Source organism: Boseongicola aestuarii, from assembly GCF_900184815.1.
In the GTDB taxonomy this organism is placed as follows: domain Bacteria; phylum Pseudomonadota; class Alphaproteobacteria; order Rhodobacterales; family Rhodobacteraceae; genus Boseongicola; species Boseongicola aestuarii.
Genome location: NZ_FXXQ01000008.1, coordinates 1 through 22,738, shown reverse-complemented (window position 1 = coordinate 22,738; position 22,738 = coordinate 1). Strand labels below are relative to the sequence as shown.

The window sequence follows — 22,738 nt, the reverse complement described above, 5'->3', positions numbered from 1 at the left end:
CTCTTTCGCATGGAAACGGCACCTCTCATCGACCCATTTGCACGCGCGATCAGTTACCTTCGGGTCTCGGTGACGGATCGCTGCGATTTTCGCTGTGTGTATTGCATGGCCGAGAACATGACCTTTCTGCCCAAGAAAGAGCTTTTGACCCTCGAAGAACTGGACCGCATGTGCTCGACCTTCATTGATCTGGGCGTGAAAAAACTGCGCATCACGGGCGGCGAACCGCTTGTGCGACGTGATATCATGACGTTCTTCAGGGCGATGTCGCGACATCTTGAAAGCGGAGCGCTTTCGGAACTCACCGTCACCACCAACGGCAGTCAGTTGGCGCGCTTCGCGAACGATCTTTATGCCGCAGGAGTGCGCCGGATTAACGTGTCACTCGACACACTGGACGAGGCGAAATTTGCCCGTGTCACGCGGTGGGGCCGACTGCCTCAGGTGCTTAGGGGCATCGACGCCGCGCAGGCCGCCGGGCTACGCGTTAAGATTAATACCGTCGCGTTAAAGGATTTTAACGAAGATGAACTTTTCACGCTGACCGAGTGGTGTGCCAGCCGCGAAATGGACCTCACTTTCATCGAAGTCATGCCGATGGGCGACCTCGGCGGCGAGGACCGCATCGGGCAATATTGGAGCCTCAAGGAACTGAAATCCGAACTGGCCCAACGCTACACCCTAAGCGAACTGGCGCACCGCACGGGCGGTCCCGCACGCTACAGCCGGATCGAAGAAACCGGGCAACAAATCGGGTTCATTACGCCGCTTACTCACAACTTCTGCGAAAGCTGCAATCGTGTCCGTCTGACCTGCACGGGCGAATTGTTCATGTGCCTCGGACAAGAAGACAACGCCGATCTTCGCGGTCCGCTGCGCGCCCACCCTGACACGAACGCGCCGCTTCAGGACGCCATTCGCGCGGCGATCGCCCGGAAACCAAAAGGGCACGATTTTGATTACTCGCGCCAGCAAGCAGATGGGCAGGTCTCGCGGCACATGTCTCACACCGGCGGTTAAGAAGTATTAACGTGAGGATCCAAAGAATGCCTGGGGCACCAGCTTTGCGCAAAGCATCCCTTTTTGCCCTGCTTGTCGCGGGTTTGGCAGCCTGCGTTTCTCCGGAAAGCTACGAGTCAGAACCTGTTGAAATCGACACGCCCGCCGGCGTTGTGACCTGCCAACTCTACACACGGGACCTTGTCATATGGGACAGTGCCATCGACCGCCCCGACTCGATGAGCGTTTCGACGGCCGATGCGATTTGCGTCAACGAAGGGCAACGCCGCTCGGAACCGACGATCTTCACCGCCGCGGTTCTGGAGAGCTGATGTCGGACTAACCCGCCGGATCCTCTTCCCAGACAAGCCGTCCGCGTATCGCTTCCGCGACGATTTTTGGATGCGTCATCGGCACCATATGACCCGCACCCGGAATAGTGATGCCTTCTGCGTTCGCAATCCGACGCCCCAATGCGTCAATAATCACCGGCACCACCGGATGCGTCTTGCCACCCTCGATCAGCGTCACAGGCACCTCGATTTCCTCTAGCCTCTCCTCGCGCAACAGTCCCGGACGATCCTGCCACAAAAGCGGATCGGCCGCCTCGATCAGCCCGACTCGGTCCACTATGTAACGCCGGCGCGCTTCGGGAAGATCGTCCCAGGGCTTGCCATTTCCCCAAAGGGCAACAAAGGCGCGCGCCGCCATCGCATCGCTGCCGTCCTTCAACTTCCGCACGAACGGCGCCGTATCCCGCGCCGCTTTGTCGAAGATGTCCGTCCCTTTGACCGCCGCGAAGAAAACCGGCTCGATCATCACCAGCGACGACACCCGATAGAACTTCTCAACCGCCAGACGCAGAGCAATCACCGCCCCCAGCGAATGCCCGATCAAAGGCACCGGCTCGGATGGCAAAGCGTCCAGCGCAATCTCGACCGCCTGATCCGAAAAGTCGCGCGATGTGTCCCAGTCCTCGGCTGTCCCGTGGCCGGGCAACTCGATCAAGACCGGCTCAAAATCCAAGGCCAAGGCTTCGACCAGACCATCCCACGCACTGGCATCCGCCAACCCGCTGTGGATAAATCCGATCTGTCTCGCCATATCGCCCTCGGAGTTTAACCGGCCAAATGCCGGTCCAGTGCATCGATCCGGTCCTGCCCCCAGAACCGCGCACCATCATCGGTGACAAAAAACGGCGCCCCGAACACTCCTGCATTCACCGCATCTTCAAGGTTCGCCTCATAGGCTTCAGCCCCCGACAAAAGCCCCGAATCCGCCAGCGAAGGATCAAATCCAGCGCTTTCCAGACAGGCCTTGATCACCTCGTCCTCGGCGATGTTCTTTTCGTCGCGCCAGCAGGCCGCAGTCAGTCCGGCTACCAATGCGCCTACATCGCCGCCGCCCGCGGCTTGCGCGGCGATCACCGCATAAGACGACGGCGCCGGATTTGTCGGCCAGAACGCCGGCTTGGCATTTACCGAAACCCCCAACAATTCCGCTGTGCGCTCTATCTCGATCAACCTATACTCCTGACGCGACGGATGGCGCTGCCCCGGAGGCGTGCCGCCCGTGCGCGCGAACAATCCCATGATATCCAGCGGTCTATAGGTGATCGTGCACCCATGTTTCGCCGCAACTTCTGCCGGACGCGTGCCTGCAAAATAGCAATTCGGAGAGATTGTTGCGAGATAATAGTCGATATGGGGCATTTCGTCCGGCCTTCCGCCTAAAGGGATGTTTCGCGTGACCCTAGGCTCATGCTAAGCGGTGTCAACGTCACGAATCCGTCACAAACTGTGGCGCGACCCGCATCAGGACCAAGCTGCTCATGCCAAATCACCAGGAACCGAAGATCATCACCGGGAATGCGAACCCGACCCTTGGAAAAGCCGTTTCGCGGCGATTGTCGATGCACAGGGGGATGAACGTTGGTCTGGTCGACGCCCGCGTCGAGCGTTTCAATGACGGTGAAATCTTCGTCGAGGTCTTTGAAAACGTCCGTGGCGAGGACATGTTCATCCTGCAATCCACTTCGAACCCGGCCAACGACAACCTGATGGAACTGCTGATCATGACCGATGCGCTGCGCCGTTCCTCGGCGGCCCGCATCACCGCCGTCGTACCCTATTTCGGCTACGCCCGTCAGGATCGACGCACCAAGGCCCGCACACCGATTACCGCCAAACTTGTTGCGAACATGATGGTCTCGGCTGGCATCGAACGCGTCCTTACGATGGACCTGCACGCGGCACAAATTCAGGGCTTTTTCGATATTCCGGTCGACAACCTCTACGCCTCGCCGGTCTTTTCACTGGACGTGAAGCACAAATTCAAAGGCAAACTCGACAACGTCACGGTGGTGTCACCAGACGTCGGCGGCGTGGCCCGCGCCCGCGAACTTGCAACCCGCGTGGGCTGCGCCCTCGCCATCGTCGACAAACGCCGCGAAAAAGCTGGCGAAGTCGCGGAAATGACCGTTATCGGCGACGTAACCGACCAGATTTGCATCATCGTCGACGACATGGTCGACACCGCCGGCACGCTTTGCAAAGCCGCCGAAACCCTGTTGAACGCAGGCGCCAAGGAAGTCCACGCCTACATCACCCATGGCGTCCTCTCCGGCCCTGCCATCGAGCGGGTCACGAATTCCGTAATGAAAAGCCTCGTGATCACCGATTCGATTGAGCCGACCGAAGCCACCAAGGCCGCCAAAAATATCCGCATCGTGCCGACCGCGCCGATCTTTGCCCAGGCCATCCTGAACATCTGGCACGGCACATCCGTCTCCAGTCTGTTCGACCCGGAATCGCTCGAACCGATCTACGACGGCATGTATTCCTGACCGCCAACCAAGGCGCGTGTGCTCAGTACAGCGCGCGCGCCAGCACCGCGAAGATGATCCCGACCACGGCCACGATCGCCAAAAGGTAATCGCCCGGCACCGCATCCGGATCGCCACGCACAAACGCTACAAATCGTCTTGGCATTTTCAACAGCCCCCCAGCTATCCACACCTCCTGTCTAAACACCGGGACGCCTCCGACCTACCCTGCAAACGGAAACAAAGCGTTTACGTCATTCACCCTTTCGAAAAATACCACGGGTGAGGCCCAGCGGGCCGAGGGCAGAGCCCTCACTTTTTCGGAGGAATCGAATAGGTCAAGGTCGCCCGCGCAATCATCCCGTCGGCCCCCTCGGAACGCACCGCCACATCGCCAACCGCCAGAACCCGGCCGACTTTCAACAGCGTCACTTCGGCGATCAACGCACGGCCTGGCAAAGGTTTTCGCATGAAATCAATCGAGCCATTGGTCGTCACCGCCAAAGCCTCCGGCCCGATCGTCGCCAAAAGCGCAAAATACATCCCGCAGTCCGCCAGCCCGAAAATCACCGGACCCGAGACCGTCGCTCCGGGTCGCAAATGGCGTTCATCGGGCATCATCGACACGCGCGCCCACATCGGCGCAATAGCATCTACGCGGTAAACATCCGCCATCTGCGGAAACTCTCTTGCAATAAACGCGCGCAATTCTTCCAAGGTCAGTTTCGTGTTCATAGCCGCGCGCTCCGCCTCGTGATAATCTGGTGTCACAGTGTCAAAGGACCGGCCCGTGGGAAACCCACTAGACGTCTTCACCGACCCGAAAAAGCGCGCCGAAGCCGAGCGCCTCGATGCGCTCTTTCGCAAAGCCACCGGCTGGACCCCCCGTCTCTGGGGTAAAATGATCGGCTATGGCACATACCACTACACATACGAAAGCGGTCGCCACGGCGATTTCTTCGCAACCGGCTTCAATATCCGCAGCCGGGACGTCGCACTCCACATTCTTCCTGGCTACGCGGACTTCGGGGACATCGCCCAACGCCTTGGACCGCACAAACGCGGCAAAAGCTGCTGGTACATCCCCGGACTGGACCGCGTGGACCCCAACGCCGTGCACGATCTGATCCGTGCCGGTCTTGCAGATCTGCGCAACCATTGGGACGTTAAGCCAACGTAAACCCGCAAAACGGTCGCACCGACGCGAAACCGACGTTGTACCGACGTGATACCGACATCGCCTTTACAGGCCGTAAATGCCGCCGAATTTCGTTTCGAGATACTCCAGCAGAGGCGCTTCACTCGGAGCCGCACCAGTGGCCTTCCCGATCAGGTCCTTCGGCTGATACCGTTTCCCATGACGCTGGATTTTCGTTTTAAGCCAGTCGGTTGCGGGCCTTGTATCGCCCAGCGACAACGCCTCATCGAGCCCCGAAACCTCTGCCCGCATCGCCGCATTGAGGCATCCCGCGTAGACGTTACCAAGCGTATATGTCGGAAAATATCCAAACAAGGCTTCCGACCAGTGTACGTCCTGCAAGACCCCGTTTGCCGGAACATCAACTTCGACGCCGAAGTCTTTGAAAAAGCGTGCATTCCAGGCCTCTGGCAAATCCGCCACCTCAAGCCGCCCCGCCACCAGATCCCGCTCCAGATCGAACCGCAACAGCACATGCAGGTTATAATGCACCTCATTCGCCTCGGTGCGAATATACCCGGTATTACAACGGTTTATCGCGGCATAGAAGTCATCCTCGTTCGCCACACCAAAGTCCCCGAACACACCGCGCATCTGTCGATAAAGCCAGCCCGTAAACGCGCGCGAACGCCCCAACTGGTTCTCATATATCCGCGACTGGCTCTCATGCACCCCCATCGATGCCCCGCATCCGAGAGGCGTCAGCAAATACGCACCGTCCACGTTCTGCTCATAGGCCGCGTGGCCCACCTCATGGATCGTCGAATAAAAACAATTGCTTGGGTTATGCAATTCGGTTCGCGTTGTGATCCGCACATCCAACCCCGACCCACTGGAAAACGGATGCACCGCCTTGTCTATGCGGCCATGGTTCAGATCATATCCGAACGCCGCCGCCAGCGTCGTCGAAATCGCCAGTTGTCCGGCTTCATCAAAGGCCCGGTCCATCGGCGGCACAACGCGCTCAGACCCCAGCACACGCTCGCGCAAGGCGACCAATCGCGGCCGTAATGCCCCGAACATCGCCTCTAATTCCGCCCCGCTCGCGCCCGGCTCGTAGTCCTGCAAGAGCGCGTCATAAAGATCACCGCCATCCGCCAGGGCCGCCGCCTTTTCCCGGGTTAGATCAAGCACTTCCGACAGCTTCGGCGCGAACATCTCAAAGTCATTCGCAGCCCTTGCCTCGGCCCAGGCCCGGTGCGCCAGAGACGTTGTGCGCGCCAGGGCGGCTGACAGTCGTGCCGGCACCCGCTGCGTACGCTCGAACACAAAACGGATCTCATCCAACTGCCGTGCGCCCGCCTCATCCGGCGCCTCGGCAGCCTCCAGCCACTCGCCAATGCGCGGGTCTGTGCGCCGTGCGTGCAACACGCCATCCAAAGCGCCCATTTCCTCGGCGCGCTGCGCACCAGCCCCCGAAGGCATCACCGTTTCCTGGTCCCAGCCAAGCCGCCCCATGACTTGCCCCAAGGCCTCGGTCTCGCGCTGAAACGCCATAAGCTCCTGAAATGCGGTCATTTTCTGCCTCTCAACGATTGAGCACGCGGATATTGCGCCAGAAAACGCGCGCGCAGAATTGCCACATAAAGCAACACCGCCGTGAACTGGTGTAGAATGGCCAAAGTCCAAGGTGCGGAATACAGCACCGTCATGATGCCGATCACCATCTGCACGACCATCAGCGCCAAAACCAGATTGAACGCAAACCGAGTTTGCGCATTGCCCGACCCGCGCGACCGCCACCAGACGACGACGCCAAACGCAAGCAAGAGATACCCCGTGACGCGATGCATAAACTGTACAAGCCCGGCGTTTTCAAAGAAATTTCGCCACACAGGCTCCAAATCGAACGCCGTCGGCGGCACAAACGAACCACCCATCAACGGCCATTCGTTATAGCTGCGCCCCGCGTCGATCCCGGCCACCAAAGCGCCTAGAAGGATTTGCAGAAACACAAAATGCGTGAGGCCCGTCGCCATCCCGAACAAGCGCCCCTCCCGCGCCCGCCGCGCGGCCAGCAGGTCCGCGTCCGAGCGCCCCAAAAGCATCACGAACCATGCGATCACGCCTAAAATCACAAAGGCCAGACCCAGATGCGTCGCCAGCCTGTAAGACGCCACGTCCAGCATCGTTCCGGTTAGCCCCGAGGCAACCATCCACCAGCCAATCGCGCCCTGCAAGCCGCCCAAAGCGCCCAAAAGCAACAACCGCCCAGTCCACCCGTTCGGGATTTTCTTGGTTAACAAAAAGTAAACAAATCCAAGCGCCCAGACGAGGCCGATCACTCGACCAAGCTGGCGATGTCCCCATTCCCACCAGTAGATCACCTTGAACTCGGACATGCTCATGCCCTTGTTTTGTAACTGATATTCCGGGATCTGGCGGTATTTCTCCAACTCGATTTCCCACGCCGCTTCCGACATCGGAGGCAAGGCCCCGGTCACAGGACGCCACTCGGTGATCGACAACCCGCTGTCTGTCAGACGCGTCAGTCCACCGACTGCGATCATCACGACGACCAGCGCGAACAGCACCATCAGCCAGCGCCGGATCGCCCCGCGGGCACCCTTCTTCGCCCCGTCGATCAGTCCGCCTTTCGGCGTCGCTACCGGTTTGGAATCGCTTGCGACCTCTTCGAAAATGCTGCGTTTTTCAGCCATGTCCTGCTCCGTTCATTGACCCGGAATGTAGGCCCCGGCCCCCGCGCCGTCCAGTCAATCGCCGCGCTCTTTCCAGCGCACCATTTGACGCAGCACACCGTGGAAAAGCTGCACATCCGCCCGCGTCATCGGCATCCGTGACCACATATTCCGCATCGTGCGTTTCATGCCCTCGGCCTTCGTCTCGGGGAAATAAAACCCCGCCGTATCCAGTCGTTCTTCATAGTGCTCAGCCAGCTTTTCGACCTCCAGTTGCGAGGCCATCTCCGTCCCCGCCAACTCGACGTCAACCGGCGTCACATCACTGGTCGCCCGTCGCCATTCATAACCCGTCAGCAGCACGCACTGGGCCAGATTCAGCGAAGGAAATTCGGGGTTTACTGGCACTGATATGATCGCATTCGCCTTTGCGATATCCTCATTTTCCAGGCCCGCCCGTTCCGGCCCGAACAGCACCGCAACACGCTCACCAGAGGCCATCCGACGCACCGTCTCGACCATCGCTTCTTCGGGCGAATAGACCGGCTTCGTCAAATCCCGTGACCGCGCGGTCGTTGCAAAAACAAACGTCCGATCCGCAATCGCGTCCGCCAAATCCCCGTGCAGTTGCGCCTCATCCAAAAGCCGCCCGGCCCCGCTCGCCATCGCCACGGCCTTCTGGTTCGGCCAGCCATCGCGCGGGTCCACGACGCGCATCCGATCCAACCCAAAGTTCCACATCGCCCGCGCCGCCGCACCGATGTTTTCGCCCATCTGCGGACGAACAAGGACAAAAGCGGGCTGGGTCATGTATAAACGGCTCCAAGGGATCGAGCGGGGTCTTAGAACCCGTGCGCCCAAAGCACAAGGGAGCAACCATTATGGCCTATGACGAAGGACTGGCCGAGCTTTTGCGCGGCGACCTCGCTGACCGCAGGGGTGTCGTCGAAAAGCGCATGTTCGGGGGGCTGTGTTTCATGCTGAACGGGCACATGCTCTGTGGTGTTCATAAGGGCGGCGGCATGTTCCGCGTCGGCAAGACCCGCCAAGACGAGGCTCTCCGGATCGACGGTGCCGGCCCCATGGCCTTCACAGGGCGTCCCATGGGAGGGATGGTCGATGTGACCGACGAGGCCATGGCGGATGACGCGCGCCGCGGTCAGTTGATGGGATTGGCGGTCGAAAACGTCCGAAGCCTTCCCCTCAAGTGATCAACGCGATATAGCCCGTCCAACACCTTGTAATCGGAGCCGAAAATGGCCGACGACTCGCGCCCGCAAATCTATCTCTCGACCCCCCCGGCCTTCGAGTTATCAACCTTCCCCGACCGCATGGCCGAGGTGCTCGACGCCTTCGATATTGCCTGCGTACGCCTCTCGATGGCGACCACGGACGAGGACACCCTGTCGCGCGCCGCTGACGCCCTGCGCAGCGTCTCCCATGAAGCCGACGTCGCCCTCGTAATCGATACGCACGTCGGCCTCGTCGAACGCCTCGGGCTTGACGGTGTCCACCTTCTCGACGGCGCGCGCACGATCCGCACCGTGCGCAAGACACTTGGCCCTGACGCCATCGTCGGCGCGTTCTGCGGGGCATCACGCCACGACGGCATGACCGCGGGCGAGATCGGCGCAGACTACATCTCATTCGGACCCGCAGGCGATACGGCCTTGGGAGACGGCACCAAAGCCGGGCGGGACCTCTTCGAATGGTGGTCTGAAATGATCGAAATTCCGGTCGTCGCCGAAGGCGCGTTGACGGCCAAAGTTATCCAAGATCTTGCTCCAGTCACCGACTTCTTTGGCATTGGCGAAGAGATCTGGCGCGAAGACGACGCGGTCTTCGCCTTGGGTCAATTGATCGCGGCGATGTCCTGAGGCTCGAACGCGCTCCGCACCGCATCCTCTGCCGCCTTTGCCAAGGCTTTTCGATCTGAAAAAGCTGCAACTTCAAGCGGTTCATGCCAGATCACTTCGACCGACCCCTGCTTCGAAGCCGCCAGAATCTTCGCCAGATGCGCGCCGAAATCCATGTCGCCCCACCAGCCGTAAAACCGCTCGGGCCCGCCGTCAGGTGCCGTATAGACCACGCTCACGGGCTGCACCCAAAGGATATCGCGCAATGCCGGCGAAAAGAACGCCGCGAACAGCGTCGGCTTGAACGGCAGCACCCGCAGCCCGTCCGTCGACGTGCCCTCGGGGAAGAACAACAACTTGTGCCCCGCCGTCAACCGAGCCTCGAAGACCCGCTTCTGCTCGGCTGCGTCGCGCACGTTTCGCCGAATGAAGACCGTCCCCGTCGCCCGCGCCAGCCACCCAATAAGGGGCCATGCCGCCACCTCGGACTTGGCCACGAAATACACCCGCTTGCCCGCATTCAGCGCAAAGATATCCATCCACGAACAATGGTTCGACACCACAGCCCCTGGATGCGTCATCCGCTCGCCATGACTGCTGTACCCCATCCCAAAGACGCGAAACGCCGTCCGGCAGACCCATTGCGTGATATAGGGAGTCCAGGGCCGCGCGAGCCCGTAAAGGGGACGCTCGACCAATCGCACAGCCAGCAAGACCAACAGCCCGCCAAGCGTCACAACGACAAACACCGCCCCGCGCAAGACCAGCCGAACCCAGCCAAGTACGCCGGGTCGCAATGGCGGCAGCGTATCATCCGCGCCGACCCATGTCGGATCGCGGCTCACCCGCGTGATGCCTGATAGCGCGCTGCCGCACGCATGTTCATCTGCGCGGTATCAAGCAGCAGACACACATCGATCGTATTGAACGGATGGTCCACAAACGCCCCCTCGCCGATGACGCCCCCGAGCCGCAGATAAGCCTTGATCAGGGCCGGCACGGCACGCATCGCCTGAACCCGGTCAATCTCGGCATCGGGGATCAAATCCATCGACTGAAAGTGCTCGGCCCGCGCCCGCACCCGCACGTCCGCCGGCGCAAGATGCTGGTGATGCAGCAAAGATAAAGCCTGCGCATGAGCGCGCACGTCGGTCCCATGAAAACTTGCGACACCGAACAGAATCTCGATCTCTTCCCTGGCCACGATCCCGGCCAATGCGTTCCAGATATGATACATCGCCATACCGCCGCGATAATCCGGATGCAGGCAGGACCGGCCCAGTTCCAACAATTTTCGCCCCGACGCTTTCAGGGCTGAAAGGTCATATTCATCTTCCGAGTAATATTGACCAATCTCCGCCGCGCCTGCCGCGTCCAGCACACGATAGACGCCAACCACATGATCCAGAGCCTCGGCGTCGCGCCGCTTGTCGATTAGGACAAGATGCCTGAAATGCGGATCGAACCGATCTCTCTCGAACCGACCGGCGTGATCCACCAAAGTCCCGTTCCCACCCAGTTCTTCCACGAACACGGCATAGCGAAGCCGCTCCGCCGCGCGCAAATCGCGCTCGGTCAGGGCCAGCCGGGTGGTAAAATGAGCGTCTCCTCGGTCCATGTCGGGCCTTCGTCGGACAGGTTCGGGCGTTCTAAAGGGCGAAGCCGCGCAATGCAATCTTCGCCACCCTTGCGATTGTCACAAGAGTGGTTTACAATCTAAGGTTGCGTTAGCAAGGTTAATTTGCGTCATAAACAGGTAACAGTCCGATTCTATTGCCATCCACCACGACTTTTCCCAGATCCGGCCAGTTCACTGTAACGCGCCCGCCGATGTTCGATTGCACCTGTCCGACACCCCAATCGGGTTGGTCCGGGTGCCTAACAAGCATGCCCGGCTCCAGCAGGGCTGTCAGTTCTGACATTCAACGTTCCTTCCACTTGATCGCCGAGGATATCAATGACCGGCTCTGATTTGAACGCGCTGATCAGCTCGCGCATCTGTCACGATCTTATCAGCCCCTTGGGCGCAATTGGCAACGGGGTCGAACTTCTGACGATGTCCGGGCAAGGCAACAGCCCCGAGATCGCCCTCATCGCAGAATCCGTCGAAAACGCGAACGCCCGCATAAGGTTCGACCGCATAGCATTCGGCGCAGCCTGTCCGGATGTCGAAATCAGCCAGAGCGAAGTACAGGGCATCCTGCGCGATTGCTTTCGCTCGAACCGGACGTCCATCGAATGGAGAGTCGATGGCCCCTTGACCCGTGCCGACGTCAAACTCGCATTTCTGGTTCTTCTTTGCCTCGAAAACGCGCTGCCGTGGGGCGGCGCTATCACCGTGTCGCGCTCCGGCGCGAACTGGAAACTGGATGCCAAAGGCGAAAAGACCAAGGCGAACGCCGCCCTTTGGCACCTGATCACCGGCCTCGAAACCCCAAAGGACGTAGTCGCGTCGGATGTGCATTTCGCCCTCGTAGCGGGCGCGGCCGGAACCGCAAACCGCACCCTCGCAACCTTTTTCAGCGAGACCCGCGTGACCGTTACGTTCTGACCGCGCCGTCACCCGTCACCAGATATTTGAAACTGGTGAGTTGCTCGGCCCCCACCGGTCCGCGCGCATGCATCTTGCCAGTGGCGATGCCGATCTCGGCCCCCATCCCGAACTCGCCACCATCGGCAAACTGGGTCGACGCGTTTCGCATCAGGATCGCACTGTCCAGACGCTGAAAAAAGCGATCCGCCGCCGCGTCGTTTTCCGTCACGATACAATCCGTGTGGTTCGAGCCGAACCTGCGGATATGCTCTATCGCCTCGTCGATGTTCTCCACTGCCTTCACCGCGATGATCATATCAAGGAACTCGCGCCCCCAATCATCGACCCCCGCCGCCGTCACCCCTTCAATGGCCGAAAAACTGCCATCGCCGCGCACTTCGACGCCCACGTCCAAAAGCGCGCGCACCACACCCTGCCCAATGGTGTCGACCACATCACGATGCACCAACAGGCACTCTGCGGCGCCACAAATCCCGGTCCGCCGCGTCTTCGCGTTCAACACGATTTTCAGCGCCTTTTCAGGATCCGCTTCCGCATCAATATAGATATGCACAATCCCCTCGAGATGCGCAAAAACCGGGACCCGCGCTTCACGCTGCACCAATCCGACAAGGCCCTTTCCACCGCGCGGTACGATCACGTCGATCGTATCCGTCATGGTCAGCATCTCGCGCACCGCCGCCCGGTCGCGTGTCGGCACACGCTGGATCGCATGGACCGGCAGACCAGCAGCCTTCAGCCCATCGACAAGACAGCCATGGATCACACCCGACGAATGAAAACTCTCCGACCCGCCGCGCAAAATCACCGCGTTTCCCGCCTTCAGGCACAAAGCGCCTGCGTCCGCCGTCACGTTTGGACGGCTCTCGTAAATCACCCCGACCACCCCCAAGGGCGTGCGCACGCGCTTGATATGCAACCCGTTCGGTCGGTCCCATTCATCCATCGTCCGGCCCACCGGATCGTCCTGCGCCGCAACTGCGCGCAGCCCGTCGCAAATGCTCTGTACACGTGCCTCGTCCAACATCAGCCGGTCCAGCATCGCAGCCGAAAGCCCTTTTTCGCGCCCGAAAGCCATGTCTTTTGCGTTCGCCGCAATGATCTCATCGCGCCGCGCCCAGACCGCATCCGCCGCCGCAGTCAAAGCCAGCGCCTTGTCCGCACCAGAGGCAAAAGCCAGTTCTGCCGCCGCCGCACGCGCATTGCGTCCAAGGTCCGCCATCACAGCGCTTACGTCCATCGCATCCATCATTGTGCCCTCCTACGGACCAACCACCCCATTCTAAGCCGCCCCCGATCAGCCCAAAACACTTCTTTTTGGCTGAAATATCCTGGGGGTCTGGGGGCAAAGCCCCCAGCGGGTCGACACGCCAAAGGCGTGGCGAACCCGAAACTCAATCCTAAATCGCCATATCATCACGATGCACCAGCGCCGCACGCCCCGGATACCCGAGGATCGCCTCGATCCGATCAGACCGCTCTCCCTTTATCGCGCGCGCTTCATCCGCCGTATAGCGCGTCAGCCCATGCCCAAGCTGCACGCCGTCCGGTCCGACTATGTCCACCGGATCGCCGCGCCCGAAACGCCCCGTCACTGCCGTGACACCTGCCGGCAGCAGGGACTTGCCCCGCGCCAATGCGCCGACCGCACCGGCATCCAGTACCAAAGTCCCTCTGGGCTTCATCGCGGCAATCCAGCGCTTGCGCGCCACCTGCGGATCGGTTTCCGGCGTGAACCAGGTGCAGGGCTCGCCATCCTCGATACGTTTCAAAGGGTTATCCGGCGCGCCCAAGGCAATGGCCATCGCAGCCCCCCCAGCCGTCGCCGTTTTGGCGGCCATGATCTTTGTCTTCATGCCACCCTTGGAAAGTCCGGTGCCGGCATCCCCCGCCATGGCCTCGATTGCGGGCGTGATCGCCTCAATCACGTCATAACGCGCCGCCGTCGCGTCCTCCTTGGGGTTGGCCGAATAAAATCCATCCACATCCGACAACAACACCAGAATATCCGCACCGATGGTAACGGCGATCTGGGCGGCAAGCCGGTCGTTATCACCATATCGGATTTCATCCGTCGCGACCGTGTCGTTCTCGTTCACGATCGGCACGACTCCAAGCGACAAGAGCTGCTCCAGCGTCGCGCGACTGTTCAGATACCGCCGCCGATCAGTGCTGTCTTCCAGCGTTACCAACACTTGCGCCGTTGTGATCGCGTGCGGTTCCAACGCCTCTTCATAGGCCCGGGCAAGCCGGATCTGACCGACCGCCGCCGCTGCCTGCGCTTGCTCCAAAGGCAAGACACCTGACCCAAGACCCAGTGCCGACCGCCCAAGAGCAATCGACCCAGACGACACCAAGACCACATCCACGCCCCGCGCACGCAAGCCCGCCACGTCCTCGGCCAGCGTTTTCAGCCAACCGGCACGCAAATTGCCACCCTGCACCAAAAGCGCCGAGCCAATCTTGACAACGATCCGTCGTGCCTGGCTCAGGGACGCCATGGTCCGGGCTCCTCGACGGCCTCTTTCTGGCGCAACCGATTGGCATCGATCTGCCCGCGCACCGCGCGCAGGACGTCGATCAATCCCTCACGACTGACACCACTCATCATCAACACCGGACCCGCGACAGCCTCCAGTTCGGCGCGACGCTCCTCGCGTTCGTCGTCATCCAGCGCGTCGATCTTGTTCAGGGCGGTGATACGGGGCTTTTGAGCAAGCTCGCCGCCATAAGCTTCCAACTCATTGATAATGGTCGTGTAGTCGTCAGCCACGGTCTCGGATGTGCCATCGATCAGATGCAGCAGAACCGAACACCGTTCGACATGCCCAAGAAAGCGATCCCCGATGCCCCGCCCCTCGTGGGCACCTTCGATCAACCCCGGAATATCGGCCATGACGAATTCCACATCATCCACCCCGACGACCCCAAGGTTCGGATGCAACGTGGTAAACGGATAATCCGCGATCTTCGGACGCGCATTCGACGTGGCAGCCAGAAACGTCGACTTGCCCGCATTCGGCAGACCCAAAAGACCAGCGTCGGCGATCAGTTTCAGCCGCAACCACAACTCGCGCTCGATCTGAGGTTGTCCCGGATTGGACCGTCGCGGCGCCTGATTGGTCGACGTCTTGAAATGGAGGTTTCCGAACCCGCCGTTTCCACCCTTGGCCAACAACACCCGATCCCCGACCGTTGTGAGGTCCGCGATCACCGTTTCTTCGTCCTCATCAAGGATTTCCGTGCCGACCGGCACACGAAGCACGATGTCGTCGCCATCCTTGCCGCTGCGCTGCTTACCCATGCCGGGCTGTCCGTTCTTGGCAAAAAAGTGCTGCTGATAGCGAAAATCAATCAGCGTGTTCAGACCTTCCACGGCCTCGGCCCAGACATCACCACCGCGCCCGCCGTCCCCGCCATCGGGACCGCCGTATTCGATATACTTCTCGCGCCGGAAGCTCACGCAGCCCGAACCGCCGCCGCCAGAGCGAATTGTCACGCGTGCAAGATCGAGGAATTTCATGATGCTACCTTAAATGAGTCTCGGGTCACGGCGTATGTGATGACGCGGCAAGGCTCAAGCCTTCCCTTTGAAGCTCCCATAGCCTCTCCGGTAACACAAAAGCCATGCTTTTGCAGCACCCGCCCCGAAGCAGGGTTATCGTCAAAATGATCCGCAACCAGCTTAGTCATTGGAAAACGTTGGAATAATTCCGGAACGAAAGCGGAAACGGCTTCGCTTGCAAAGCCCCGGTTCCAGTACGTCTCGCCCAGATAATACATAAGTGCGACAGGATAGCCGCCGCAGCCAATCCCTCCGATCAATGCACCATCGTGCTCAATCGCCAGAATGAACCCCGTGAGACCCCGCCATTGGCGTTCAGCAATCGAAGCCTTGGCGTCTTCCAGGGTCCAGTCATTGCCAATCGAAGACACACCCCGCGTCAGTCCCGGCGTAATGAGAGCGAGCAAAGCCTCTGCATCCCCGTCTTTCCAGGGACGCATTGTCAGTCTTGGCGTGTAGACCGTGAATTCCGTCCGCGCGCTCCAATTGGCGCGCGTAAGTTCCATTTCAGTTGCACCAACATCCTGGTTGAGCGACCGCGCATTCCGCATCGTATGACCAATCGGCTGAAATCCAAGGGCATCCAGGACGGCGCCCGACCTGTCGTTGCCTTCAAAATAGGTAGACGCCAGAGAACTGCGACCTTCGTCCTCGAACCAATGCTCAACCACCGCAAAGGCCGCCTCAAAGCCATAGCCTTTCCGCCACGCCGGGCGCGCCAGCCAATACCCCAACCCATCGTCGATACCGATAACGCCCCTAAACCCGCCATCGTCACAAATTCCCCAAACCAACGCATTGTCATCAATGGTTTTTTCCAAAAACCAAAGTGCGTCTTCCTGCGTGTATGGATAAGGCACGACCGACAACCAGCGGCTGACATCGTAATTCCCGACACCCTGCACAAGGGCATCGGCATCGGTCATTTCCAGAGGGCGGAGCGTCAGGCGCGGCGTCCTCAGAACGGGAGGCGCCTGACGGGTCATGATCCTAGCCGTCCAGACGCTTCAGATAGGTCCATGTCGGGACAGTCGATCCCCGCGCGACCGAGAAAGTCTCGGCGTCGCCAAGATATTGAAAGCCCGCATTGGTCAGCACACGCGCAGACGCCGGATTGTCCTGAAAAACGCTGGCAAACATGGTCTTGTCGTTGTGGGGATTGGCATCGATCAACCCGCGAACGGCCTCGGAAGCCAGCCCTGAATTCCAGAACGCAGGCACAACCCAAAAGCCGATCTCCGACTGGTTGCGGTCCATACGTTCAAGCGCCACAATCCCGAGGAACTCGCCAAGGCCGCTGGCAGACCCGTCCATGACCCAGATGTCTTCGTTGCGGCTTTGATCCAAAGCGCGCGTCACCAGTGTGTCGACCGCACCCGGTGGCAAGGGATGGGGAATGGTACGCGTCATACGCGCCACGCGCTCGTCGGCACCAAACAAAGCCAGATTGCCCGCGTCAGACCGACGAATGGCCCGCAGGACCATGCGGTCCGTTTCGACAACCGGCTGATTGGCTATCTTTTCGATTTTCACGGGGCTCCTCCTTTGCCTCGTTGGTCGCGCCGAACGCTCCTCTACATCGGCGCTGTTTCATCAGATGGGATCGCAAAGTCCATGCCGCAACCCGATCCGTGAAATGAATGGGGGGACCGACGACTGCCGATCCCCCCCATTTTAACTATGCCATCAGGATCAGCTTATTCAGCGGCCTCCGCCTGCGGAAGTACCGAAATAAATGTGCGGCCTTTCAGACCCTTGTGGAAAGTCACTTGACCTTCGGCAGTCGCAAAGATCGTGTGGTCACGCCCAAGGCCAACGCCCTCGCCCGGCCACCACTTAGTGCCGCGCTGACGCACGATGATGTTGCCCGGAATGACGGCTTCGCCACCAAAACGCTTCACGCCAAGACGACGACCGGCTGAGTCGCGGCCGTTACGGCTGGAACCACCTGCTTTTTTATGTGCCATTGGTTGTTCTCCTTATTCGGCGAGAGCTTTGGCCTGATCGACCCAGCCTTCGCGTTCAATACGGCCTTTGAACGACAGCTTTTCGTCGAACTCGGCAATGTCATCAGCGCCCCACGCAGCGATCTGCGCAAATGTGGTGACGCCAGCAGCGTGCAGCTTCTTCTCAAGCGCCGGACCAACGCCGGACAGCTTCTTGAGATCGTCAGCACCTGCATCGGCAGCTTTCGCCTTCGGCGCTGCTTTCGCAGGTGCCGCGGCTTTAGTCTCGGGGGCAGCTTCTTTTTTCGCTGCCGCCTTCTTGGCAGGCTTCGCCGCAGCAACGGCAACACCGGACACGGAACCCGCACCCATAGCCGCTTTGACGCCAGACTTGTCGGCACCCTTTTCCAGAATGTCGGTCACGCGCAGCAGAGTAAGCTGCTGGCGGTGGCCCTTTGTGCGCTTCGAGCTGTGCTTACGGCGACGCTTCACAAAGTGAATGACCTTTTCGCCCTTGATCTGATCGATGACCTCGGCCTGAACGCCGGCACCGTCTACAAGAGGCGTTCCCACGGTCGAACCCACCATGAGAATCTCGTTGAACTGAATTTTTTCGCCGGCGTCAGCTGCGAGCTTTTCCACGCGGAGCACATCGCCCGCCTGAACCCGATACTGTTTTCCGCCGGTCTTCATGACCGCAAACATCTGATCTTCCTTCATTTTCCGCGTTCTTTGGCCCCCGGACATTGCCCGGATGTTTCGGTGTCATACCGCCTCGAACTGCGCGCCAATCGGCGTCATTGAATAACGAAAGGCGAGCTTTTGCCCGCCAGAGCCCGGCTTATGCGTCGCCTGCCCCTCCAAGTCAAGAGGATCAGCGCGGCGAAATCGCGCGATTTGCTCAGATATCATCACCCTGCATGAACCGCGAGGCTGCACTGCCCAGCGAATAGGAAATCCGGTTGAACACAGTATCGAACCCGGCAAACAGCGCCCGGTTCAGGTCGCGCCCGGCCTCGGACAGCGACAGCGCCCGGTAGGCTTCAAGTTCGTCGTCGGACAACGGTTCATAGGCCATCGCAAGATAGGGCAGCATCCAACCAGTCGTTTCAGCGCGAATGGCGGGTTCCTGCTCCCAGACATCGCTCAGAATGACGTCTTCCGTCAGATCGAAACTGCCGCCGTCCGCCAGCCCCCGGTAAAACGCCAGCGACGCATTCAAAGCGCCTGCAACATTCAGTTCGATAAGGTCATTGTCATCCACGAAAGCTTCGATCGCGGCACGCCTTTCGGGATCTTTGGTTTCAAGATCAGCGAAAGCCTCCTTTGCGGCCTCTTCCACGTCTTCGTCCAGCAACGCCTCACGCGCCGAGAGTTCCAGCGCGATGATCCCGCGTCCAAGCTCGGAAGCGAAGAACTCCAATAGAGGGGTCACATCGCTGTCGGCCAATTCCGCGTCAAAGGCGGCCCGAAACCCGTCACGCATACGCTGCGTGTCATAAATGGACGCGACAATCGGCTGCCATCCGCGCGCCCGCTGAGGAAACATCGACTCGCGGATCTCATCGGATTGATCGATGCCCTCGACTTGCATGATCTCGATCAGTTCGGGTGTGCCGATCGCGTCGAAAAGCGCATCAAGTTCGGCCTCGGTCGCTGAAAACGCGGGCGTCACGGCAAAGGCAAGGGCCGAGACGCAAGCTATGATTGAAATAAATCGGGTCATGATAACTCGCTGCTGGTGTGAATAAGAAATAGGCCGCCCGGCGCCATGATCCAAGGGGATGCACGGCTTTTGCACGAAATGGGTTGCAGTCGCACGGCCCTTCCCCTAAATCGCGGCTCTGACCCTTCGCGGAGAGGTGCCGGAGTGGTCGAACGGGGCGGTCTCGAAAACCGTTGTGGGTGCAAGCCCACCCAGGGTTCGAATCCCTGTCTCTCCGCCACACAGTCCTGTCTCGACAGTTGATTTCCACCGGCGCCAGAATAGTCCCGCATTTCCGGGGACTAGCAGGCGGTGGTGCATCCAGAGACTGACAGTGAGACCCGATTGCAGGCCCTTTCGGCCAAGAGTCTCAGCGTCCCTTTTCCAGAGTAGACTTAGCGATGCGTGGGATGCTCAAAGCTGCGCGAGGATGCGGTCCTGTTCGGCCCAGGATGCCGGAAGGCCGTGTCGGCGGATCCAGTTCGTGGTCAGCGCCGGTTGCTGACGGCCTTGAAGGATCGCGCGGACAAGCTTTGGTGAGAGAAAGGCGAAGACCAGCATCTGGCCGAGGTATTTGATCGTGATGCCGTCCCGGGCGGCAATGGTGGCAAGGTCCTCGCCCTTGCACAGAGCTTCGCGCCAGGCTGATGCCCGCGCAATATTGGAGATCAGGATGTCACCTCTGGCGGGTTGTCCAACACCGATGACCAGCCGGCTCTCGACACCACGGCGACGCTGCCGGAACGGCAGTCGCAACGACAGCGCTTCCGATGAGATGCTGGTCCGTGCGATCTGCAACCTCCTCGCGAGCTCACGGGGATCGAGATCGATCGCAACGGCGCCATCCCTAAGCCTCGCCTCTCCTATGATGCCCAGAACCTGAAGCCCGAGTGCATCTGCGTCTGACCTAAGCCGCCCGATCACGTGCACGCAGCTCTCCACGATGTCACCGCGATCGATGCATTCCACGAGATGCTTCTGTACAGAGCTGGCGAGATCTCTCTCCAGTCGGTCCGCCGGAAGCCGCCATCCGGTGCCGTCATCGGACGCTCCGGTCACAAGTCGGCGGGAGACATAATAGCGATACCGTTTATCCTCCTTGCAGGCGTGCGACGGGGTCAGACGATCTCCGGTCTCATCAAAGATCTTGCCTGCCAGCGGTGACAGATGGGCTGCGGCAGGCTTGTTGCGTAGTTTGGCCGAGCGATCCTTCAGCCGGGTCTGGATCGCATCAAAACGGTCGGGATCAATGATCGCTGCGTGCTGGCCTTCATGCACTTTGTCCTTGTGCCGGATGCGCCCGGCGTAGACTGGATTGGACAGCACATGGTGGATTTGCCCCCGGCCCATCACCGATCCACCGCGCGGCGTTCCGTCCCGACCGATCCGTCTCTTTGATCTCAACCCGAGCTTCACGGCTTCCCTTGTGACCGCCGTCACCGAACCAAGTGTCTCATAGAAGTCGAAGAGCATTCTCACGGTCTCCGCCTCCGCTGGAACAACGCGCAGTGCGCGGTCCTCGGCCTCATAGCCCAGTGGCACGTTGCCTCCCATCCAGAGGCCCTTGGCCTTTGAGGCCGCGATCTTGTCGCGAATGCGTTCAGCCGTCACCTCGCGTTCGAATTGAGCAAAGCTGAGCAGAACATTCAGCGTCAGCCGTCCCATGCTGGTGGCTGTATTGAACGACTGGGTCACCGAAACGAACGAAGCTCCTGCCCCATCAAGTCGCTCAACGAGTTTTGCAAAGTCAGTGAGCGACCGCGTCAGTCGGTCGATCTTGTAGACGACGATCCGGTCGACGCGGCCTGCCTCGACATCATCCATTAGGCGCTGGAGTGCCGGGCGATCCAGATGCCCGCCCGAGATACCACCATCATCGTAGCGCTCATTAACCAGCACCCAGCCCTCGTGCCTTTGGCTGGCAATGTAAGCCGCGCAAGCCTCGTGTTGTGCATCGAGTGAGTTGAAATCCTGGTCCAGCCCCTCCTCGCTCGACTTGCGGGTATAGATGGCACAGCGGGTCTTGCTCATGCCGATCGCTTCTTTGCCAGCCCGAAGAAGCGCGGACCGGACCAGGCGGTCCCGGTGATCCTTTTCGCCACCGCCGAGAGGGATCGGTAAATCGTGCCGTCAAGCACATAGCCCTCGTCTGTGACCTCGACCCGGTAAGTCCGGCCATTCCATTCGCGTACAAGGTGGGTGCCCGATGAAACAACCTGCGATGTCGCCTCCGAGTTGCACTTGCCTCCGGCGATGGCCTTGAGCGCGCGTTGCTCCTTTGGGCTCAAACCACCAAGAGCCCGCGCCTGGATCTCATAGGCCAGAAGCCGCTTCAGTGTTTGGACCCGAAGACGAGGCGGTGGTGTGATCCCCGGCAGGACCGACAGCGCCTCGGCGCAGGCGCCGTGGTCCATGTGGGCGATCTCGCGAAGGCGGTCCGGAAGTTCATGGCTCCCTTGCCGCTCATGTGACAACGGTCATCCGATAGGCCGGTGTCTTTCCGCTGCGGTCGAGGGTGATCTCAGTTCCGTCCTTCCTGAGGCGGGAAATGGCGGCCCTGATGGTATGCGGCTGCCAGTCCAGCGCTTTCTGGAGCTGCCGGATGGTGGCACCTCTCGGGCGCCCGAGAAGCCCCTCGAGGCGGGCTTTCTTCGATTTGCTCCCTGCAGTCTTTGTTGCTGGTACGGTCATGTGTGTCTCCTGTGGTATTCGGTACCGGTTCATTCCGGTGCCCGTACCACCGCAAGCCCGGAAACCCGGGCGGAGACATGCGACGTGGGTGCGTCGTCCCACCCACACACGCTCACAATGCCCGTGTAGTCCAGTCATTTGTCCAAAGTTAGAGCGGGTTCGGCCAGTTTCTGGCAAAAACACTGCGAACAAGCGCCAGTCGCACCGACTGGCAGCGCACGACAGGACAAGGTCAAGGTCCGTCAAAGCTCCGAACACGCCGTTCGTGCGATCCGCAGCGAATGACTGCTTCGAGCCCAAGGCGGACCACAAAGATCCACTATTATCGTCGCCCGGTCGCAACCCACGCTGTCGCTACATATGAGCGCGGACCGTCGACTTCGCCATCCAGATAGGTATCTCGAACGGCATCCTTGATCTGTTTTTTAGTTTGGCGGGTTGGTCCCGGAAGCCAGAAGGAAGGTCATATCCGCACTAACACCGCCTTGGCCCGAAAACTGTCCAATGCAGTCCTTGATTTCGTTCCAAGCCACATCGCGTTTTTCGTCGTCCAGATCCGCCAACACTGCGCGATAGGCACCAAATGCCTCCTGCATCATGGTTAGCGCGTCCCCGACCGATGCGATGGACATCTGGGCGACGACCTGCTCGACCCTGGTGTCGATATACCCGGCCGCTTGGAATAAGTTCTCTAGTCTCGCAGGGTCTGACAGTGCAAACAGCCCTGGTGAACCCGGCGGCGGCGGGGTCTTCCCGGCATG

The 22,738-nt window shown here is 60.1% G+C and carries 29 protein-coding genes and 1 tRNA gene; 8 read left to right on the top strand and 22 right to left on the bottom strand.

Annotation, left to right across the window (positions count from 1 at the left end; translation table 11 throughout):
- Positions 1-9 precede the first annotated feature (9 nt).
- Together moaA and BOA8489_RS11970 are read left to right on the top strand one after the other, a co-directional pair.
- Positions 10-1,020, top strand: a complete 1,011-nt coding sequence (gene moaA, locus BOA8489_RS11975; RefSeq protein WP_093974269.1) for a GTP 3',8-cyclase MoaA — start codon at positions 10-12, stop codon at positions 1,018-1,020.
- 26 nt (positions 1,021-1,046) lie between these two features.
- Positions 1,047-1,331 (top strand): hypothetical protein, encoded by a 285-nt coding sequence (locus tag BOA8489_RS11970; RefSeq protein ID WP_093974268.1) that lies wholly within the window; start codon positions 1,047-1,049, stop codon positions 1,329-1,331.
- 7 nt (positions 1,332-1,338) lie between these two features.
- On the opposite strand, the gene BOA8489_RS11965 is transcribed toward BOA8489_RS11970, so the two are convergent.
- A complete protein-coding gene (locus BOA8489_RS11965) occupies positions 1,339-2,103 on the bottom strand; it encodes an alpha/beta fold hydrolase (RefSeq protein WP_093974267.1) in 765 nt (254 codons plus the stop codon).
- A 14-nt stretch (positions 2,104-2,117) separates the two neighbouring features.
- On the bottom strand, positions 2,118-2,711 hold the full coding sequence (locus tag BOA8489_RS11960) for a 2-hydroxychromene-2-carboxylate isomerase (RefSeq protein WP_093974266.1): 594 nt from the start codon (positions 2,709-2,711) through the stop codon (positions 2,118-2,120).
- A 119-nt stretch (positions 2,712-2,830) separates the two neighbouring features.
- Here BOA8489_RS11960 and BOA8489_RS11955 point away from each other — a divergent pair, with 119 nt between their 5' ends.
- Positions 2,831-3,844 carry a ribose-phosphate pyrophosphokinase gene (locus BOA8489_RS11955; protein ID WP_093974265.1) on the top strand — a complete coding sequence of 338 codons (1,014 nt, stop codon included), beginning with the start codon at positions 2,831-2,833 and terminating at the stop codon, positions 3,842-3,844.
- A gap of 22 nt (positions 3,845-3,866) precedes the next feature.
- Here BOA8489_RS11955 and BOA8489_RS20950 read toward each other — a convergent pair whose 3' ends face one another.
- Both BOA8489_RS20950 and BOA8489_RS11950 read right to left on the bottom strand, forming a co-directional pair.
- Positions 3,867-3,989: a hypothetical protein gene (locus BOA8489_RS20950; RefSeq protein WP_281256193.1), complete on the bottom strand. Its 123-nt coding sequence runs from the start codon at positions 3,987-3,989 to the stop codon at positions 3,867-3,869.
- Between the two features lie 146 nt (positions 3,990-4,135).
- Positions 4,136-4,558 carry a PaaI family thioesterase gene (locus BOA8489_RS11950; protein ID WP_093974264.1) on the bottom strand — a complete coding sequence of 141 codons (423 nt, stop codon included), beginning with the start codon at positions 4,556-4,558 and terminating at the stop codon, positions 4,136-4,138.
- 55 nt (positions 4,559-4,613) lie between these two features.
- Here BOA8489_RS11950 and BOA8489_RS11945 point away from each other — a divergent pair, with 55 nt between their 5' ends.
- Complete coding sequence (locus BOA8489_RS11945) at positions 4,614-5,003, top strand: DUF1801 domain-containing protein (protein WP_093974263.1); 390 nt, start codon at positions 4,614-4,616, stop codon at positions 5,001-5,003.
- Between the two features lie 63 nt (positions 5,004-5,066).
- Here the strand turns inward: BOA8489_RS11945 and BOA8489_RS11940 are convergent, their stop codons facing one another.
- The 3 genes from BOA8489_RS11940 to BOA8489_RS11930 are packed head-to-tail and all read right to left on the bottom strand — an operon-like array spanning position 5,067 to position 8,470.
- The gene (locus BOA8489_RS11940; protein WP_093974262.1) at positions 5,067-6,539 is read right to left on the bottom strand and encodes a carboxypeptidase M32; all 1,473 of its coding nucleotides are present in this window, start codon (positions 6,537-6,539) and stop codon (positions 5,067-5,069) included.
- Entirely contained in the window at positions 6,536-7,681 is a 1,146-nt protein-coding gene (gene ctaA, locus BOA8489_RS11935) for a heme A synthase (protein ID WP_093974261.1), read from the bottom strand. The genes BOA8489_RS11940 and ctaA overlap by 4 nt, the downstream gene beginning before the upstream one ends.
- A 54-nt stretch (positions 7,682-7,735) precedes the next feature.
- Positions 7,736-8,470, bottom strand: coding sequence for an RNA methyltransferase (locus BOA8489_RS11930; protein WP_093974260.1), 735 nt, complete (start codon positions 8,468-8,470; stop codon positions 7,736-7,738).
- A 71-nt stretch (positions 8,471-8,541) separates the two neighbouring features.
- Between BOA8489_RS11930 and BOA8489_RS11925 the strand changes: the two genes are divergently transcribed.
- Together BOA8489_RS11925 and BOA8489_RS11920 are read left to right on the top strand one after the other, a co-directional pair.
- Entirely contained in the window at positions 8,542-8,871 is a 330-nt protein-coding gene (locus tag BOA8489_RS11925; protein WP_093974259.1) for a TfoX/Sxy family protein, read from the top strand.
- A 45-nt stretch (positions 8,872-8,916) separates the two neighbouring features.
- Positions 8,917-9,537 (top strand): thiamine phosphate synthase, encoded by a 621-nt coding sequence (locus BOA8489_RS11920; protein ID WP_093974258.1) that lies wholly within the window; start codon positions 8,917-8,919, stop codon positions 9,535-9,537.
- On the opposite strand, the gene olsA is transcribed toward BOA8489_RS11920, so the two are convergent.
- The 3 genes from olsA to BOA8489_RS11905 all read right to left on the bottom strand — a co-directional run bounded on the left by olsA (position 9,513) and on the right by BOA8489_RS11905 (position 11,438).
- On the bottom strand, positions 9,513-10,361 hold the full coding sequence (olsA, locus tag BOA8489_RS11915; RefSeq protein ID WP_176440286.1) for a lyso-ornithine lipid O-acyltransferase: 849 nt from the start codon (positions 10,359-10,361) through the stop codon (positions 9,513-9,515). The genes BOA8489_RS11920 and olsA overlap by 25 nt on opposite strands.
- Entirely contained in the window at positions 10,358-11,134 is a 777-nt protein-coding gene (olsB, locus tag BOA8489_RS11910; protein ID WP_093974257.1) for an L-ornithine N(alpha)-acyltransferase, read from the bottom strand. Before olsB ends, olsA begins: the two co-directional genes overlap by 4 nt.
- Positions 11,135-11,252: 118 nt before the next feature.
- Entirely contained in the window at positions 11,253-11,438 is a 186-nt protein-coding gene (locus BOA8489_RS11905) for a DUF3553 domain-containing protein (RefSeq protein WP_093974256.1), read from the bottom strand.
- A 35-nt stretch (positions 11,439-11,473) separates the two neighbouring features.
- Here BOA8489_RS11905 and BOA8489_RS11900 point away from each other — a divergent pair, with 35 nt between their 5' ends.
- The gene (locus tag BOA8489_RS11900) at positions 11,474-12,067 is read left to right on the top strand and encodes a histidine phosphotransferase family protein (protein ID WP_093974255.1); all 594 of its coding nucleotides are present in this window, start codon (positions 11,474-11,476) and stop codon (positions 12,065-12,067) included.
- Here BOA8489_RS11900 and BOA8489_RS11895 read toward each other — a convergent pair.
- The 8 genes from BOA8489_RS11895 to BOA8489_RS11860 all read right to left on the bottom strand — a co-directional run bounded on the left by BOA8489_RS11895 (position 12,057) and on the right by BOA8489_RS11860 (position 19,307).
- A complete protein-coding gene (locus BOA8489_RS11895; RefSeq protein WP_093974254.1) occupies positions 12,057-13,322 on the bottom strand; it encodes a glutamate-5-semialdehyde dehydrogenase in 1,266 nt (421 codons plus the stop codon). The two genes, BOA8489_RS11900 and BOA8489_RS11895, sit on opposite strands and share 11 nt — an antisense overlap.
- 148 nt (positions 13,323-13,470) lie before the next feature.
- The gene (gene proB / locus BOA8489_RS11890; RefSeq protein ID WP_093974253.1) at positions 13,471-14,571 is read right to left on the bottom strand and encodes a glutamate 5-kinase; all 1,101 of its coding nucleotides are present in this window, start codon (positions 14,569-14,571) and stop codon (positions 13,471-13,473) included.
- Complete coding sequence (gene obgE / locus BOA8489_RS11885; protein ID WP_093974252.1) at positions 14,559-15,593, bottom strand: GTPase ObgE; 1,035 nt, start codon at positions 15,591-15,593, stop codon at positions 14,559-14,561. Before obgE ends, proB begins: the two co-directional genes overlap by 13 nt.
- The gene (locus BOA8489_RS11880) at positions 15,590-16,621 is read right to left on the bottom strand and encodes a GNAT family N-acetyltransferase (protein ID WP_093974251.1); all 1,032 of its coding nucleotides are present in this window, start codon (positions 16,619-16,621) and stop codon (positions 15,590-15,592) included. Before BOA8489_RS11880 ends, obgE begins: the two co-directional genes overlap by 4 nt.
- 4 nt (positions 16,622-16,625) lie before the next feature.
- Entirely contained in the window at positions 16,626-17,168 is a 543-nt protein-coding gene (locus BOA8489_RS11875; RefSeq protein WP_245813810.1) for a GNAT family N-acetyltransferase, read from the bottom strand.
- Positions 17,169-17,332: 164 nt separating this feature from the next.
- Positions 17,333-17,602, bottom strand: a complete 270-nt coding sequence (gene rpmA, locus BOA8489_RS11870; protein ID WP_093974250.1) for a 50S ribosomal protein L27 — start codon at positions 17,600-17,602, stop codon at positions 17,333-17,335.
- A gap of 12 nt (positions 17,603-17,614) precedes the next feature.
- Complete coding sequence (locus BOA8489_RS11865; protein WP_093974442.1) at positions 17,615-18,286, bottom strand: 50S ribosomal protein L21; 672 nt, start codon at positions 18,284-18,286, stop codon at positions 17,615-17,617.
- A 196-nt stretch (positions 18,287-18,482) separates the two neighbouring features.
- Entirely contained in the window at positions 18,483-19,307 is an 825-nt protein-coding gene (locus BOA8489_RS11860; RefSeq protein ID WP_093974249.1) for a DUF2059 domain-containing protein, read from the bottom strand.
- Between the two features lie 130 nt (positions 19,308-19,437).
- Here BOA8489_RS11860 and BOA8489_RS11855 point away from each other — a divergent pair.
- Positions 19,438-19,527 (top strand) — tRNA-Ser (locus tag BOA8489_RS11855).
- Between the two features lie 173 nt (positions 19,528-19,700).
- On the opposite strand, the gene BOA8489_RS11850 is transcribed toward BOA8489_RS11855, so the two are convergent.
- The 4 genes from BOA8489_RS11850 to BOA8489_RS20615 form a co-directional block, all read right to left on the bottom strand.
- Positions 19,701-21,317 (bottom strand): recombinase family protein, encoded by a 1,617-nt coding sequence (locus BOA8489_RS11850; protein ID WP_093974248.1) that lies wholly within the window; start codon positions 21,315-21,317, stop codon positions 19,701-19,703.
- Entirely contained in the window at positions 21,314-21,700 is a 387-nt protein-coding gene (locus BOA8489_RS11845) for a DUF2924 domain-containing protein (protein WP_093974247.1), read from the bottom strand. The genes BOA8489_RS11850 and BOA8489_RS11845 overlap by 4 nt, the downstream gene beginning before the upstream one ends.
- A 49-nt stretch (positions 21,701-21,749) precedes the next feature.
- On the bottom strand, positions 21,750-21,977 hold the full coding sequence (locus BOA8489_RS11840; protein WP_093974246.1) for a DUF3489 domain-containing protein: 228 nt from the start codon (positions 21,975-21,977) through the stop codon (positions 21,750-21,752).
- A 425-nt stretch (positions 21,978-22,402) separates the two neighbouring features.
- A partial coding sequence (locus tag BOA8489_RS20615; protein WP_217897951.1) for a hypothetical protein occupies positions 22,403-22,738 on the bottom strand: 336 nt, incomplete at its 5' end.

What these genes read in the sequence shown, in the direction of transcription:
- BOA8489_RS11960 (WP_093974266.1), bottom strand. Translation starts at nt 2,711, where the DNA reads ATGCCCCATATCGACTATTATCTCGCAACAATCTCTCCGAATTGCTAT.
- BOA8489_RS11950 (WP_093974264.1), bottom strand. Translation starts at nt 4,558, where the DNA reads ATGAACACGAAACTGACCTTGGAAGAATTGCGCGCGTTTATTGCAAGA.
- BOA8489_RS11970 (WP_093974268.1), top strand. Translation starts at nt 1,047, where the DNA reads ATGCCTGGGGCACCAGCTTTGCGCAAAGCATCCCTTTTTGCCCTGCTT.
- BOA8489_RS11845 (WP_093974247.1), bottom strand. Translation starts at nt 21,700, where the DNA reads ATGGACCACGGCGCCTGCGCCGAGGCGCTGTCGGTCCTGCCGGGGATC.
- BOA8489_RS11900 (WP_093974255.1), top strand. Translation starts at nt 11,474, where the DNA reads ATGACCGGCTCTGATTTGAACGCGCTGATCAGCTCGCGCATCTGTCAC.
- BOA8489_RS11895 (WP_093974254.1), bottom strand. Translation starts at nt 13,322, where the DNA reads ATGATGGATGCGATGGACGTAAGCGCTGTGATGGCGGACCTTGGACGC.
- ctaA (WP_093974261.1), bottom strand. Translation starts at nt 7,681, where the DNA reads ATGGCTGAAAAACGCAGCATTTTCGAAGAGGTCGCAAGCGATTCCAAA.
- BOA8489_RS11930 (WP_093974260.1), bottom strand. Translation starts at nt 8,470, where the DNA reads ATGACCCAGCCCGCTTTTGTCCTTGTTCGTCCGCAGATGGGCGAAAAC.
- BOA8489_RS11940 (WP_093974262.1), bottom strand. Translation starts at nt 6,539, where the DNA reads ATGACCGCATTTCAGGAGCTTATGGCGTTTCAGCGCGAGACCGAGGCC.
- BOA8489_RS11880 (WP_093974251.1), bottom strand. Translation starts at nt 16,621, where the DNA reads ATGACCCGTCAGGCGCCTCCCGTTCTGAGGACGCCGCGCCTGACGCTC.
- BOA8489_RS11850 (WP_093974248.1), bottom strand. Translation starts at nt 21,317, where the DNA reads ATGAGCAAGACCCGCTGTGCCATCTATACCCGCAAGTCGAGCGAGGAG.
- proB (WP_093974253.1), bottom strand. Translation starts at nt 14,571, where the DNA reads ATGGCGTCCCTGAGCCAGGCACGACGGATCGTTGTCAAGATTGGCTCG.
- BOA8489_RS11955 (WP_093974265.1), top strand. Translation starts at nt 2,831, where the DNA reads ATGCCAAATCACCAGGAACCGAAGATCATCACCGGGAATGCGAACCCG.
- BOA8489_RS11865 (WP_093974442.1), bottom strand. Translation starts at nt 18,286, where the DNA reads ATGTTTGCGGTCATGAAGACCGGCGGAAAACAGTATCGGGTTCAGGCG.
- BOA8489_RS11965 (WP_093974267.1), bottom strand. Translation starts at nt 2,103, where the DNA reads ATGGCGAGACAGATCGGATTTATCCACAGCGGGTTGGCGGATGCCAGT.
- rpmA (WP_093974250.1), bottom strand. Translation starts at nt 17,602, where the DNA reads ATGGCACATAAAAAAGCAGGTGGTTCCAGCCGTAACGGCCGCGACTCA.
- olsB (WP_093974257.1), bottom strand. Translation starts at nt 11,134, where the DNA reads ATGGACCGAGGAGACGCTCATTTTACCACCCGGCTGGCCCTGACCGAG.
- obgE (WP_093974252.1), bottom strand. Translation starts at nt 15,593, where the DNA reads ATGAAATTCCTCGATCTTGCACGCGTGACAATTCGCTCTGGCGGCGGC.
- BOA8489_RS20950 (WP_281256193.1), bottom strand. Translation starts at nt 3,989, where the DNA reads ATGCCAAGACGATTTGTAGCGTTTGTGCGTGGCGATCCGGATGCGGTG.
- BOA8489_RS11840 (WP_093974246.1), bottom strand. Translation starts at nt 21,977, where the DNA reads ATGACCGTACCAGCAACAAAGACTGCAGGGAGCAAATCGAAGAAAGCC.
- BOA8489_RS11860 (WP_093974249.1), bottom strand. Translation starts at nt 19,307, where the DNA reads ATGACCCGATTTATTTCAATCATAGCTTGCGTCTCGGCCCTTGCCTTT.
- BOA8489_RS11920 (WP_093974258.1), top strand. Translation starts at nt 8,917, where the DNA reads ATGGCCGACGACTCGCGCCCGCAAATCTATCTCTCGACCCCCCCGGCC.
- moaA (WP_093974269.1), top strand. Translation starts at nt 10, where the DNA reads ATGGAAACGGCACCTCTCATCGACCCATTTGCACGCGCGATCAGTTAC.
- BOA8489_RS11905 (WP_093974256.1), bottom strand. Translation starts at nt 11,438, where the DNA reads ATGTCAGAACTGACAGCCCTGCTGGAGCCGGGCATGCTTGTTAGGCAC.
- BOA8489_RS11925 (WP_093974259.1), top strand. Translation starts at nt 8,542, where the DNA reads ATGGCCTATGACGAAGGACTGGCCGAGCTTTTGCGCGGCGACCTCGCT.